Annotated in this window: 15 protein-coding genes; 14 read left to right on the plus strand and 1 reads right to left on the minus strand. The window is 41.9% G+C overall.

Annotated features, from left to right (window positions below):
• Nucleotides 1-10 precede the first annotated feature (10 nt).
• Nucleotides 11-868: an acyl-CoA thioesterase II gene (gene tesB / locus H5058_RS05975; RefSeq protein WP_179807381.1), complete on the plus strand. Its 858-nt coding sequence runs from the start codon at nt 11-13 to the stop codon at nt 866-868.
• Between the two features lie 103 nt (nt 869-971).
• Here tesB and plsB read toward each other — a convergent pair whose 3' ends face one another.
• Nucleotides 972-3,410, minus strand: a complete 2,439-nt coding sequence (gene plsB / locus H5058_RS05980; RefSeq protein WP_011326864.1) for a glycerol-3-phosphate 1-O-acyltransferase PlsB — start codon at nt 3,408-3,410, stop codon at nt 972-974.
• A gap of 438 nt (nt 3,411-3,848) precedes the next feature.
• Between plsB and rpsJ the strand changes: the two genes are divergently transcribed.
• The 13 genes from rpsJ (at nt 3,849) to cysI (ending at nt 12,796) form a co-directional block, all read left to right on the plus strand.
• Entirely contained in the window at nt 3,849-4,160 is a 312-nt protein-coding gene (gene rpsJ / locus H5058_RS05985) for a 30S ribosomal protein S10 (protein ID WP_002957900.1), read from the plus strand.
• A gap of 27 nt (nt 4,161-4,187) precedes the next feature.
• Complete coding sequence (rplC, locus tag H5058_RS05990; protein ID WP_011326865.1) at nt 4,188-4,823, plus strand: 50S ribosomal protein L3; 636 nt, start codon at nt 4,188-4,190, stop codon at nt 4,821-4,823.
• Between the two features lie 17 nt (nt 4,824-4,840).
• Nucleotides 4,841-5,446 (plus strand): 50S ribosomal protein L4, encoded by a 606-nt coding sequence (gene rplD / locus H5058_RS05995; RefSeq protein ID WP_002957897.1) that lies wholly within the window; start codon nt 4,841-4,843, stop codon nt 5,444-5,446.
• Complete coding sequence (rplW, locus tag H5058_RS06000) at nt 5,443-5,745, plus strand: 50S ribosomal protein L23 (RefSeq protein ID WP_011326866.1); 303 nt, start codon at nt 5,443-5,445, stop codon at nt 5,743-5,745. Before rplD ends, rplW begins: the two co-directional genes overlap by 4 nt.
• 15 nt (nt 5,746-5,760) lie before the next feature.
• Nucleotides 5,761-6,585, plus strand: coding sequence for a 50S ribosomal protein L2 (rplB, locus tag H5058_RS06005; protein ID WP_011326867.1), 825 nt, complete (start codon nt 5,761-5,763; stop codon nt 6,583-6,585).
• Nucleotides 6,586-6,601: 16 nt separating this feature from the next.
• Nucleotides 6,602-6,880, plus strand: a complete 279-nt coding sequence (rpsS, locus tag H5058_RS06010) for a 30S ribosomal protein S19 (RefSeq protein WP_010376377.1) — start codon at nt 6,602-6,604, stop codon at nt 6,878-6,880.
• A gap of 13 nt (nt 6,881-6,893) precedes the next feature.
• A complete protein-coding gene (rplV, locus tag H5058_RS06015) occupies nt 6,894-7,226 on the plus strand; it encodes a 50S ribosomal protein L22 (RefSeq protein ID WP_002957892.1) in 333 nt (110 codons plus the stop codon).
• A gap of 12 nt (nt 7,227-7,238) precedes the next feature.
• The gene (gene rpsC / locus H5058_RS06020) at nt 7,239-7,940 is read left to right on the plus strand and encodes a 30S ribosomal protein S3 (RefSeq protein WP_011326869.1); all 702 of its coding nucleotides are present in this window, start codon (nt 7,239-7,241) and stop codon (nt 7,938-7,940) included.
• A gap of 12 nt (nt 7,941-7,952) precedes the next feature.
• Nucleotides 7,953-8,366, plus strand: coding sequence for a 50S ribosomal protein L16 (gene rplP, locus H5058_RS06025; RefSeq protein ID WP_011326870.1), 414 nt, complete (start codon nt 7,953-7,955; stop codon nt 8,364-8,366).
• Nucleotides 8,366-8,557 (plus strand): 50S ribosomal protein L29, encoded by a 192-nt coding sequence (rpmC, locus tag H5058_RS06030; RefSeq protein WP_011326871.1) that lies wholly within the window; start codon nt 8,366-8,368, stop codon nt 8,555-8,557. The genes rplP and rpmC overlap by 1 nt, the downstream gene beginning before the upstream one ends.
• Nucleotides 8,557-8,814: a 30S ribosomal protein S17 gene (gene rpsQ / locus H5058_RS06035; protein ID WP_011326872.1), complete on the plus strand. Its 258-nt coding sequence runs from the start codon at nt 8,557-8,559 to the stop codon at nt 8,812-8,814. The genes rpmC and rpsQ overlap by 1 nt, the downstream gene beginning before the upstream one ends.
• Nucleotides 8,815-9,235: 421 nt before the next feature.
• Entirely contained in the window at nt 9,236-11,050 is a 1,815-nt protein-coding gene (locus H5058_RS06040) for an assimilatory sulfite reductase (NADPH) flavoprotein subunit (RefSeq protein ID WP_179807382.1), read from the plus strand.
• A gap of 48 nt (nt 11,051-11,098) precedes the next feature.
• On the plus strand, nt 11,099-12,796 hold the full coding sequence (cysI, locus tag H5058_RS06045; protein WP_011326874.1) for an assimilatory sulfite reductase (NADPH) hemoprotein subunit: 1,698 nt from the start codon (nt 11,099-11,101) through the stop codon (nt 12,794-12,796).
• Nucleotides 12,797-12,837: the final 41 nt, after the last annotated feature.

Genomic DNA, 12,837 nt, shown 5'->3' on the forward strand with positions numbered 1-12,837 from the left:
GGAAGTAATAATGAGCCAAGTATTAGATGATTTATTGTCGTTGTTAACACTTGAAGAAATTGAGCAAGGTTTGTATCGAGGGCAAAGCCAAGATTTAGGTTTTGGTGCTGTATTTGGCGGCCAAGTTATGGGCCAAGCGCTATCTGCTGCAAAAGAAACGCTACCAGAGGGGCGTATTGTACATTCACTCCACTCTTACTTTTTACGCCCAGGCGATGCCACTAAGCCTATTGTGTATGATGTAGAAGCTATTCGCGATGGTAAAAGCTTTAGCACTCGTCGGGTTAGTGCTATTCAGTACGGTAAGCCTATTTTTTACATGACAGCGTCTTTTCAAGGGGCTGAAGAAGGATTATCGCATCAGGCGACTATGCCTGACGTACCTTTACCCGAAAAGCTGCGTTCATCGTTAGAGTTTTATAAAGAAAACGCCGAGCAAATACCCGCAGCTATACGCAATCAATTTATTAGTGAAATGCCAATAGAAATACGTCCGGTGACCTTTCATAACCCATTTAAACCTGAAGCAATGGAGCCAGTTAAGCACATTTGGTTTAAAGCTAACGGTGAAATGCCAGACGATCAACGTATTCATAATTACTTATTAGCGTACGCGTCTGATTTTGAATTTTTACCAACTGCTTTGCAGCCGCATGGTGTGTCTTTTATGCAACCTAATATGCAAGTTGCCACGATTGACCATGCAATGTGGTTTCATCGACCATTTAGAATGGATGATTGGATTTTATACTCAGTTGACAGCCCAAGTGCAAGTTCTGGTCGAGGGTTAGTAAGAGGGCAATTTTTTGACCGCCAAGGCAACTTAATTGCCTCAACAATGCAAGAAGGGGTTATGCGTCAGCGCTAACTTACGCACTAGTAACAAAGGGTAGTAGGTGCCATATAAATTGTACGGCACCTACATTTAAACAAGTAAGTAAGCGGCGTTGCACTCACTCAAAACTAAGGCTTTATTTACACTGACCTTGTACTATATCGCTAATTGACTGCCAAACACGTGCTGGCAATAATGCTTTAAGATGCATATAAGTTTCACATAATTGCACGCTGCCTATTAAGCCCGCATCACCATCGGTAATTAAAGACTGTGCGCGTAAATTATCAATAAAGCTGACCAGCACCTTTTTATCAAAAAACTCTGGGGTTTTAATCCCATGCAAAGTACCTAAGCGTTGTGCTAGCACTTGGCTTTCTCGCTCTAACTCTGCTTTTTCAATGCCGTTGCTAGTTTGTATAAAGCCAATCACAATGGCATAACGCTGCAACGTAAAGTTTAGTGCTTTACCTAACATATCCAATTTAGCCAAACAGTCGTTGGTATTGGTTATATGAATGTTATCGCCATCAAGTTCTATTAAGTTTTGATCTACAAAATTAGCTAAAATACGCGTAATGTAGTCCTCATCTAGCTCTCGTAAATACCATTCTTTAGCAAATAGCGGATAAAACGCAGCAACTAGCTGCTGACACTTTGAAACTGTTGTGGTTTTTTCTCTAAACAAATGCAGTGCAATTAAACTTGGTACGGCAAAAAGATGTAAAATATTATTACGATAATAATTAAAGAGTGTTTTTTCTTTATCGTTAATCGCGATAATTTCGCCAAATTCATCACTTATCACATCAAACTTATTAAGCTTTAATGCATGCGTTAACAGTTGCTCTGGCGTTTCCTCTGGAGCTGTTACTTTATTACTGTAGCTGGCGTCGCGTTGTAAGCGTAAGTAAAAATCAAGTTGCGCTAAAAGTTTTGGCTTACTCAGTGCGTGCTTGTCGTTTACCAGTAAAATCATCGCTAATAAATTAACCGCATTAAGTGCCGCTGCATTGTTAATTTTAACCATAACTTGGTCGGCTAGGTTTGCCACTTGTGGGCCTAACCATTGTGGTTTTTGTACATCGGTAGGGTGTATGTCGTCACGCCAATTGGGTTGGTTGTCGTTTAAGTATTGGTTTATGGAAATAGGGTCACCAAAGTTTAAATAACCTCGACCATAGTTTTTAAGATTTTTAATCGCTTTAAAAATTCCAAAGATAGACTCACCTTTTTTATCATTTCCAGCGAGTTCTTTAAGGTACGTGTTAATTTCCATAACGTGCTCGTAACCAATATATACCGGCACAATAGAAATAGGGCGGTCAATACCACGCAGCATAGCTTGCATGGTCATTGCTAACATACCCGTTTTAGGTGGTAACAAACGCCCGGTGCGGCTACGCCCGCCCTCGGTATAAAATTTAACAGAATAACCTTTAATAAATAACTGGCTTAAATATTCTTTAAATACTGCAGAGTAGAGCTTATTACCGGCAAATGAACGGCGAATAAAAAACGCACCCGAGCGGCGAAAGATCCCGCCTGCCGGAAAAAAGTTAAGGTTAATACCCGCGGCTATATGTGGTGGTACTAAACCTTGATGATAAATAGCATAAGTAAGTAGTAAGTAATCCATATGGCTGCGATGGCACGGCATATAAATAATTTCGTGGCCTTTATTAGTCAGCTCATGAATTTGCTCTGTGTATTTTATATCTATACCGTTATATAGCTTATTCCACAGCCAAGTTAAAAAGCGCTCAGCTACGCGTATCATTGCCTCTGAATAGTTAGCCGCTATTTCATTAAGTAACTTAACCGCATTTTGACGTGCTTGCGCTTGGCTAATGTTTTTAGCTTTTGCTTCGTCTTGTATGGCTTTTTTTATTGTTGGAGAGGCTAATAATGAGTTAAATAGCTGCTCGCGCGATGGCATTTTAGGGCCTGTTGCGGCAAGTTTTTGGCGGCGAAAGTGCACGCGGGCTACTCTTAATAGTTTTTGTGGAAGCTCGTTAACGTCCGCTTTTTCGTCTACTAAAAGTGATAAGTCGAGTGGTTGGCTAAAGCGGATAAAGTTATCTCGGCCAGAAAACAACACCACAAATAACTTTCTAAACCAACTTGGTGTTAATGAGTGTGTTATGAGCGTGCTAAGTCCGGGCTTTTCTTTGCCGGGCGCTCGGCCCCATAAAATAGTAACAGGAATAACCTGTACATCTTTTTGACCACTACTTAATAAGTGATCAATAATTTGTTTGCCTTGCGCTAGTGCATTAGTTGGCTTTGCTATGTCACCAATTAATGGAGGTGGGTTTTCAATCCCTATAAAGCGGTCTAAGCGTTGTGTGCCTAATACTTGTTGTTCTCTAGGGTCGGGTAATCCATGGCGTTTACATACCCGAGCAAGCGCCGCTAAGTCAAAGCGAGAGTTTAAGCGCACAATATAAAAGGTAGGGTTTTTAGAGTTTAATTCATATTGTTCAGTCGGCTTTTCTGGCAGTACCTTACTTCTTACAAGTAAGCGGCTTACTCCAGCTGATAAAACATTTAAGCAATAATTTACAATACGCATCGACTCACCATATAGAGAGTAATTACCCATATAATTTGGGTATATAAAAGCAAAATTGGCGCATATGATAACATAAGATCTAAAAAAGCCTTTAATTTGCGTTGCCGATTAGTCAGTACGTTATGGCTTAATATATATGCATTACACTTGATTGTAGCTGCTCTATAATAGGTTGCAGTATATTTGAGCAACCAGCAGGCTGTAATTATTTACTAATTAGCTGTTGCATTTATCACCAATGTAATTATAATACGCAGGCTTTCAAAATTCCCAAGGGAACTTGGAAGGATAAATTAAGCTAGGATTTCTAGCTAATAAACAGGAGTTCCGATTTGGAACTCAACGTAGATATAATCTAACAACCGACATCTTAATATTTAAGATTGTTTCGGTCGTTTTTTTATGCTCTTTTAAATGCTCTTTATATTGAGGTTAAGAATGTCAAATCAACGCATTCGTATTCGCCTAAAAGCTTTTGACCACCGTTTGATTGACCAATCAACGGCGGAAATCGTGGAAACTGCGAAACGCACTGGCGCACAAGTACGTGGACCAATTCCACTACCTACACGCTTTGAACGTTTTACTGTACTAACATCACCGCACGTTAATAAAGACGCGCGTGATCAGTACGAGATCCGCACCCATAAACGTCTGATCGACATCGTTGAACCAACTGACAAGACTGTTGACGCTCTTATGCGTTTAGATCTTGCTGCTGGTGTAGATGTTCAAATCAGCCTGGGTTAATCGGAAGATTAGAGAGGTTTTAGGAAAATGGCATTAGGTCTAGTCGGTCGTAAAGTGGGTATGACACGAATCTTCACTGAAGATGGTGTATCTATCCCTGTGACAGTTATTGAAGCGACACCTAACCGCATTGCTCAGATTAAATCTGAAGCAACAGACGGTTATAACGCGCTTCAAGTAACCGCAGGCACTAAAAAAGCAAGTCGTGTAAACAAAGCTTCAGCGGGTCATTTCGCTAAAGCTGGTGTTGAAGCGGGTCGCGGTCTGTGGGAATTCCGCCTAAATGGTGGTGAAGGCGATTTTGAAGTAGGCGCTGAGCTTACTGTTGAATTATTCAACGAAATCAACAAGGTTGACGTAACCGGTACTTCTAAAGGTAAAGGTTTCCAAGGTGGTGTTAAGCGCTGGAATTTCAGCATGCAAGACGCTACACATGGTAACTCTCTATCTCACCGTGCTCCTGGTTCAATCGGTCAAAACCAATCACCTGGTAAGGTGTTTAAAGGTAAGAAAATGGCCGGTCATATGGGTGCTGAGCGTGTAACGACTCAAAACTTAGAACTAGTTCGCGTTGACGCTGAGCGTAATTTGCTTTTAGTTAAAGGTGCAGTACCTGGCGCTATCGGCGGTGACGTTATCGTTAAACCAGCTGTTAAAGCATAAGTCCTGGAGATTTAGTGATGGAATTAGCAATTAAAGACGCTTCTGGCGGTCTTGAAGTTTCTGAAGCTACTTTTGGACGTGAGTTTAACGAAGCATTAGTACATCAAGTAGTTGTTGCATACGCAGCAGGTGCTCGTCAAGGTACTCGTGCTCAGAAGACACGTTCTGAAGTAAGCGGTGGTGGTAAAAAGCCATGGGCTCAAAAAGGTACTGGCCGAGCACGTGCTGGTACGATTCGTAGCCCAATTTGGCGTTCAGGTGGCGTTAGCTTTGCAGCTAAACCACAGGATCATAGCCAAAAAGTAAACCGTAAAATGTACCGCGGTGCGATTAAAAGCATCTTATCTGAATTAGTTCGTCAAGAGCGTTTAATCGTTGTTGAAAGTTTTGCTCTAGCAGCACCAAAAACTAAAGAACTAGTTGCTAAGCTTAAAGAACTTGAGCTTAAAGATGTTCTTATCGTGACTGAAGAAGTAGATGAAAATCTTTTCTTATCGGCACGTAACCTTTATAAGGTTGACACGCGTGATGTAGCTGGTATCGATCCTGTAAGCTTAATTGCTTTCGACAAGGTACTTATTACAGCCGCTGCTGTTAAGCAACTTGAGGAGGCGCTAGCATGATTCGCGAAGAACGTCTTTTAAAAGTGATCGTTGCTCCACATATCTCTGAAAAAAGCACTATTGCTGCTGAAGAAAACAATACTATTGTTTTTAAAGTAGCAAAAGATTCAACTAAAGCTGAAGTTAAAGCAGCAGTTGAGAAGCTTTTTGAAGTAGAAGTAACGGGTGTTCGCACACTTAACGTTAAGGGTAAAACAAAACGTACTGGCGCACGTTTCGGTCGTCGTAACGACTGGAAAAAAGCTTACGTTACTCTTAAAGAAGGTAGCGAGCTAGACTTTGTCGGCGGCGCCGAGTAATAAGGGGATAGAATTATGGCACTTCAAAAGTGTAAGCCTACTTCTGCGGGCCGTCGTCACTTAGTTAAAGTGGTTAACTCTGATTTACATAAGGGTAAGCCGTACGCACCACTATTAGAGAAAAACTCTAAATCAGGTGGTCGTAATAACAATGGTCGTATTACGGTTCGTCATATCGGTGGTGGTCATAAGCAACATTACCGTTTAATCGATTTTAAACGTACTAAAGATGGCATTCCAGCCACTGTTGAACGTTTAGAATACGATCCAAATCGTAGCGCAAACATCGCTCTTGTATTATATGCAGACGGTGAGCGTCGTTACATTATCGCACCAAAAGGCTTAAAAGCTGGCGATGCAATCCAGTCTGGTGTTGATGCACCAATCAAACCTGGTAATGCATTACCAATGCGTAATATGCCTGTAGGTTCGACTGTTCACAACGTAGAATTAAAACCAGGTAAAGGTGCTCAAATCGCACGTTCTGCTGGTGCATACGTTCAAATCCTTGCTCGTGATGGTCAGTATGTAACATTACGTCTTCGTTCAGGCGAAGTACGTAAAGTTGAAGCTGATTGTCGTGCGACTCTAGGTGAAGTAGGCAATGCTGAGCATATGCTTCGTTCACTTGGTAAAGCAGGTGCAAATCGCTGGCGTGGTATCCGTCCGACAGTTCGTGGTGTTGCCATGAACCCGGTAGATCACCCACACGGTGGTGGTGAAGGTCGTACATCTGGTGGTCGTCATCCTGTGTCTCCATGGGGTAAGCCGACTAAAGGTGCTAAGACACGTAAGAACAAGCGTACTGATAAGTTTATCGTACGTCGTCGTACTAAATAATAGTTGAGGAATAGCCATGCCACGTTCTCTCAAGAAGGGTCCTTTTATAGACCTACACTTGCTGAAGAAGGTAGAGAAAGCGTTGGAAAGCGGAGACAAGAAGCCAATTAAAACTTGGAGCCGTCGTTCAATGATCATACCTAACATGATCGGATTGACCATCGCTGTCCATAATGGTCGTCAGCACGTTCCTGTGTTTATCACAGACGAAATGATCGGTCACAAACTAGGTGAATTTGCACCAACTCGCACTTACCGTGGCCATGCTGCGGATAAGAAAGCGAAGAAACGATAAGAGGGGAAGATAAATGCAAGCATTAGCTAAACATAAATTCGCCTCTGGTTCGGCGCAAAAAGCACGTCTAGTTGCAGATCAGATCCGCGGACTACCGGTTGATCGCGCACTAGAAATCCTGGCGTACAGCCCGAAAAAAGCGGCTGTATTAGTAAAGAAAGTACTTGAGTCTGCTATTGCTAACGCAGAGCATAACGAAGGTGCTGACATTGATGAGCTTCGTATAACAACGATCTTTGTGGACGATGGTCCTACAATGAAACGTATTATGCCACGTGCTAAAGGACGCGCAGACCGCATCCTTAAGCGTACAAGCCATATCACTGTTATGGTTTCAGATAGCTAGGAGATATAAGTAATGGGACAAAAAGTTCATCCTACTGGTATTCGCCTAGGTATATCTAAACCTTGGGTTTCTACCTGGTACGCGAGTTCAAAAGATTTCTCTGCACAGCTTTTTGGCGATCACAAAGTACGTACATTCCTTACAAAGGAATTGAAAACGGCTTCTGTGTCTAAAATCGTTATTGAGCGTCCAGCAAAATCAATCCGCGTAACAATCCACACGGCTCGTCCGGGTGTTGTTATCGGTAAAAAAGGCGAAGACGTAGAAAAATTACGTCAAGCGGTAACTAAAATCGCTGGTGTACCTGCTCAGATTAATATTTCTGAAGTACGTAAACCAGAACTAGATGCACAACTAGTAGCAGACGGCATTGCCTCTCAACTAGAGCGTCGTGTTATGTTCCGTCGCGCTATGAAGCGTTCGGTACAAAATGCAATGCGCATCGGTTCTAAAGGGATTAAAGTTGAAGTTAGCGGTCGTCTTGGCGGCGCAGAAATCGCACGTACAGAGTGGTATCGTGAAGGTCGTGTACCTCTACATACTCTTCGTGCTGATATCGACTACGCAACTTCTGAGGCCTTAACCACTTATGGTATCATTGGTGTTAAAGTTTGGATCTTCAAAGGCGAAGTTATTGGTGGTTTACCACTAGTACAAGAGCAAGAGAAGCCAGCTAAACGCGCACCAAAGAAAGCCAAAAAAAGTGCTAAGTAGAGGTAGCGAGTAATGTTACAGCCAAAACGTACAAAATTCCGTAAAACGCACAAAGGTCGCAACCGTGGTCTAGCGCAAAACGGTAACAAAGTAAGCTTCGGTACTTTCGGTTTGAAAGCTACTGGCCGTGGCCGCATGACTGCTCGTCAAATCGAAGCAGCTCGTCGTGCCATGACGCGTCACGTGAAACGTCAAGGTAAAATCTGGATCCGTGTTTTCCCAGACAAGCCAATCACGAACAAACCGCTTGAAGTTCGTATGGGTAAAGGTAAAGGTTCTGTTGAGTATTGGGTTGCTGAAATTCAGCCTGGTAAAGTACTTTACGAAATGGAAGGTGTTTCAGAAGAGCTTGCTCGTGAAGCGTTTGACCTTGCTGCTCGTAAATTGCCATTCAAAACAACTTTCGTAACTCGGACGGTAATGTGATGAAAGCTAGCGAACTAAAAGATAAAAGCGTAGAAGAGCTTAATACTGAACTTCTAGGACTTCTTCGTGAGCAATTTAATATGCGCATGCAAGCAAGCACTGGTCAGTTAGCTCAGACACACACGCTAAGAACAGTACGCCGCGATATCGCGCGTGTAAAAACAGTTATTAACCAGAAGGCAGGTCAATAATGAGCGATAAAATTCGTACTCTTCAAGGCCGTGTAATTAGCGACAAGATGGAAAAATCTTTCACTATTGCTATCGCACGTTATGTGAAGCACCCAATTTATGGGAAATTCATTCGACGCACGACTAAGCTACACGTACATGACGAAAATAATGAAGTTCAGGCTGGTGACGTAGTTACTATCCGTGAATGTGCTCCAATTTCTAAGAGTAAATCTTGGACATTCGTAGCAGTTATTGAACGTCCAAAACAAGCTTAATTTTTAATTAAGTCTGTTTTATAAAAAGCCCCGGCATTTATTTGCTGGGGCTTTTTGTTTTTACGAAGCTGCGAGTTTGAGCTGCAAGCAATCAGCAACTCAGAGTTAATTTAGCGCTCTTTTATGATTGTGGTATTTATACATAACAACAATATTTATCTACTCAATAAAGCTCAGGCACAAATAGCCCCTTTTATCCTTCGAAAATACATTTCTTAATCTGTTTTTAACTATATTTACTAAAGTTAATAACTAAATAGAATATCAAAGTTGATTCTGTTCTTTTTTTAACTCTGCATTGCCCGCTATCCTACAAGCTCAGTAAACCTCAACAGATAGTCTCTGGGTGAGGTAAAACTCATTTTGAACGACGTATAACAGTACGTTGTGTTTAACTTTTAGGGTTACGGGGAATTGATTCATGTTGCTAGGTCAACTAAACGCTGCGGCAAGTCCGCTATCGCAAGAGCAAGTACTAAAGCTGCAAGGTTTAGTGGCTGAGCTTAATCCAATTCAACAAGCATGGGTTAGTGGTTATCTTGCTGCAAATGCTAATACGGCGGCTTTAGGCGGTGCTGTGGGAGCAGCTCCAAGTGCTGGTGAGGCAGTTGCATTAACTATTTTATATGGCTCGCAAACAGGTAATGCAAAAGGTGTAGCTGCTAAGTTAAAAGCACAAGCAGAGTCACGCGGTTTAGCCGTAAAGCTAGTGAGCATGGCCGATTACAAACCAACTGCACTAAAAAAAGAAAAGTTTATAACTGTGGTTGTTGCAACTTACGGCGAAGGTGAACCACCAGAAGATGCAGAGGCTTTACACGAATTTTTAACCACTAAAAAAGCGCCTAAGTTAGATGGGGTGAAGGTAGCCGTGATTGGCTTGGGGGATTCGAGCTATGAATTTTTTTGCCAAACAGCAAAAGACTTTGAGCAGCGGTTAAATACACTCGGCGCAGAAACAATTTATCAACGCGCCGATTTAGATGTAGATTACGAAGACGAAGCGACAACTTGGATCACTGGCGCATTGGATGCCTTTGAACCGGATTTAAAAGCACAGCAAGGTAGTTCAGGTGGTCAAGTTATTGCAATGCCGTTTGCTGGGTCAACTACTGTGGCAAGTCAATATACTAAACAAAACCCGTTTGCCGCAGAACTAGGTTTAGTGCAAAAAATTACAGGTCGCGATTCAACTAAAGATGTCCGCCACGTAGAAATTTCGCTTGAAGGCTCAGACATTAGTTATATACCAGGTGATTCATTAGGTGTGTATTTTTTAAATGACGAAGCCCGTGTTGATGAGTTGCTTACACACACGCAAATTGATGCAGCTAGTTTAGTAAAAGTTGCAGATGAACAGCTAAGTATTCGCGATGCACTGATTGAAAAACTTGAATTAACGCAGTCGTACCCTGGCTTTGTGGAAAAATATGCAATAGCGACAGGCACACCACAACTATTAAAATTGGTTGAAGATAAAGCGGCAATGCATCAATACATTGAGCCGCGCCAAATATTTGATGTAGTTGCACAAAACCCCGCTAAGCTCGACGCGCAAACACTCGTCGATTGCCTGCGTAAATTACAAGCACGTTTATATTCAATTGCCTCTAGCCAAAGCGAGGTTGAAGACGAGGTACATTTAACCGTAGCATTAGTTGAGTTTGATGCCTTTGGTCGTGAGCATTTAGGCGGTTGTTCGGGCTATTTAGCGCGCCGTGCTGAGGAAGGCTGTAAAGTTAAGGTATTTAGTGAGCATAACGATAATTTTCGTTTACCAACGAATGATGAAACACCAATCATTATGGTTGGCCCTGGTACGGGAATAGCACCGTTTCGAGCCTTTTTACAAGAGCGTGATGCGCGTGGCGCATCAGGTAAAAACTGGCTGTTTTTTGGCAATCCACATTTTACTCAAGACTTTTTATACCAAGTTGAAATTCAAGGTTACTTAAAGTCGGGTTTACTAAGCAAAGTAGATGTTGCATTTAGCCGCGATCAAGCCGAAAAAGTGTATGTGCAAGACAAGTTGCGTAGTAACAGCAAAGCTATTTTTGAGTGGCTTGAAGCTGGCGCACATTTTTATGTGTGTGGCGACGCTAACAATATGGCAAAAGATGTGCACCAAACATTACTCGAAATTATTAAAGAAAATACCGGCAAGAGCGATGAAGATGCTCAGCAGTATTTAAAAGATTTACGCAGCGCAAACCGCTATCAGAAAGACGTTTACTAAAATTAAATATTTAAAGCAGCCGTCACTGTCACTAATTTAGGATTAAACATGAGCGAACAAGATAAAAACGTAAAGCTTTCTGATAACGAGCGCATGAAACGAGAAAGTAATTTTTTACGTGGCACTATAGCAACAGATTTAAAAGATGAGATCACCGGTGGTTTTACCGCTGATAACTTCCAGTTAATTCGGTTTCACGGTATGTACCAGCAAGATGACCGCGATATTCGTGGTGAGCGCGCTAAGCAAAAGCTTGAACCATTACACAACGTAATGTTACGTGCGCGTATGCCTGGCGGTATTATTAAGCCTGAGCAATGGTTAGCCATAGATAAATTTGCAGAAGAAAAAACCAGCTATGGCAGTATCCGTTTAACTACGCGTCAAACGTTTCAGTTTCATGGTGTATTAAAGCCTAATATTAAAGGCATGCATCAATTACTGGATAGCGTTGGAATTGACTCTATTGCTACCGCAGGCGATGTTAATCGAAATGTGTTGTGTACTACTAATCCGGTTGAGTCAGAGCTGCATCAAGAAGCGTATGAGTGGGCTGCAAAAATTTCAGAGCACCTATTACCAAAAACCAAGGCTTACGCCGAAATTTGGCTTAATGGTGAAAAAGCAGAAACCACAGAAGAGCCAATTTTAGGTTCTAATTACTTACCGCGTAAGTTTAAAACAACGGTAACAATTCCGCCGAATAATGAAGTGGATGTGCACGCCAATGATTTAAACTTTGTAGCTATTGCCGAAAATGGTAAATTAATTGGCTTTAACGTACTTGTCGGTGGTGGCCTTGCCATGACACATGGCGATACAGCAACCTACCCACGTAAAGCAGACGACTTTGGTTTTATTCCACTAGAACATACGTTAAAAATTGCCGAGCATGTGGTGTCGGTACAGCGCGATTGGGGTAATCGTTCAAATCGCAAAAATGCTAAAACAAAATACACATTAGATCGAGTAGGCGTTGATGTATTTAAAGCGGAAGTAGAGAAACGTGCGGGTGTTGAGTTTGCTTCAAGTCGTCCTTATAAATTTACTCACCGAGGCGATCGTATAGGTTGGGTTGAAGGTATAGATGGCAAACATCACTTAACATTATTTATTCAAAGTGGGCGTATTTTAGATTATCCAGACAAACCACTAAAAACAGGCTGTCGTAAAATAGCAGAAGTTCACCAAGGTGACATGCGCATGACGGCAAACCAAAACTTAATTATTGCTGGTGTAGCTGCAAATCAAAAAGCCGTGATTGAAGAAATTGCCCGTAACCATGGTTTAATTGACGATAAAGACACCGAACAACGTAAAAATTCTATGGCGTGTGTGGCACTGCCAACATGCCCATTAGCTATGGCTGAAGCTGAGCGTTATTTACCTAGTTTGGTTGAAAAAATAGAAGCACTGTTAGCCAAGCATGGTGTGCCGAATGACAGTATTATTATGCGCGTTGTGGGTTGCCCCAATGGCTGTGGGCGTGCCATGTTAGCCGAAGCGGGATTGGTTGGGAAAGGTCCGGGTAAATATAATGTGTATCTAGGCGGTAACCTTGAAGGCACACGTATTCCTAAATTATATTTAGAAAATGTGGGTGAAGACGTGTATTTAGCTGCTTTTGATGAATTAATTGGTCAATGGGTTAATGAGCGTAATGACGGTGAATGCTTTGGTGATTTTGTGATCCGCAAAGGCATTGTTGCTGAAGTTAAAGTATCAGTTACCGATTTTCACGCATAATAATAAGCCAGTGCAACACACTGGCTAAGGTTTGGAATTTA

It is taken from the genome of Pseudoalteromonas sp. SR45-4 (genome assembly GCF_014163535.1).
Taxonomy (GTDB): domain Bacteria; phylum Pseudomonadota; class Gammaproteobacteria; order Enterobacterales; family Alteromonadaceae; genus Pseudoalteromonas; species Pseudoalteromonas nigrifaciens.

Coding starts and splice junctions, on each gene's coding strand:
- tesB (WP_179807381.1), top strand. CDS start 11: ATGAGCCAAGTATTAGATGATTTATTGTCGTTGTTAACACTTGAAGAA.
- plsB (WP_011326864.1), bottom strand. CDS start 3,410: ATGCGTATTGTAAATTATTGCTTAAATGTTTTATCAGCTGGAGTAAGC.
- rpsJ (WP_002957900.1), top strand. CDS start 3,849: ATGTCAAATCAACGCATTCGTATTCGCCTAAAAGCTTTTGACCACCGT.
- rplC (WP_011326865.1), top strand. CDS start 4,188: ATGGCATTAGGTCTAGTCGGTCGTAAAGTGGGTATGACACGAATCTTC.
- rplD (WP_002957897.1), top strand. CDS start 4,841: ATGGAATTAGCAATTAAAGACGCTTCTGGCGGTCTTGAAGTTTCTGAA.
- rplW (WP_011326866.1), top strand. CDS start 5,443: ATGATTCGCGAAGAACGTCTTTTAAAAGTGATCGTTGCTCCACATATC.
- rplB (WP_011326867.1), top strand. CDS start 5,761: ATGGCACTTCAAAAGTGTAAGCCTACTTCTGCGGGCCGTCGTCACTTA.
- rpsS (WP_010376377.1), top strand. CDS start 6,602: ATGCCACGTTCTCTCAAGAAGGGTCCTTTTATAGACCTACACTTGCTG.
- rplV (WP_002957892.1), top strand. CDS start 6,894: ATGCAAGCATTAGCTAAACATAAATTCGCCTCTGGTTCGGCGCAAAAA.
- rpsC (WP_011326869.1), top strand. CDS start 7,239: ATGGGACAAAAAGTTCATCCTACTGGTATTCGCCTAGGTATATCTAAA.
- rplP (WP_011326870.1), top strand. CDS start 7,953: ATGTTACAGCCAAAACGTACAAAATTCCGTAAAACGCACAAAGGTCGC.
- rpmC (WP_011326871.1), top strand. CDS start 8,366: ATGAAAGCTAGCGAACTAAAAGATAAAAGCGTAGAAGAGCTTAATACT.
- rpsQ (WP_011326872.1), top strand. CDS start 8,557: ATGAGCGATAAAATTCGTACTCTTCAAGGCCGTGTAATTAGCGACAAG.
- H5058_RS06040 (WP_179807382.1), top strand. CDS start 9,236: ATGTTGCTAGGTCAACTAAACGCTGCGGCAAGTCCGCTATCGCAAGAG.
- cysI (WP_011326874.1), top strand. CDS start 11,099: ATGAGCGAACAAGATAAAAACGTAAAGCTTTCTGATAACGAGCGCATG.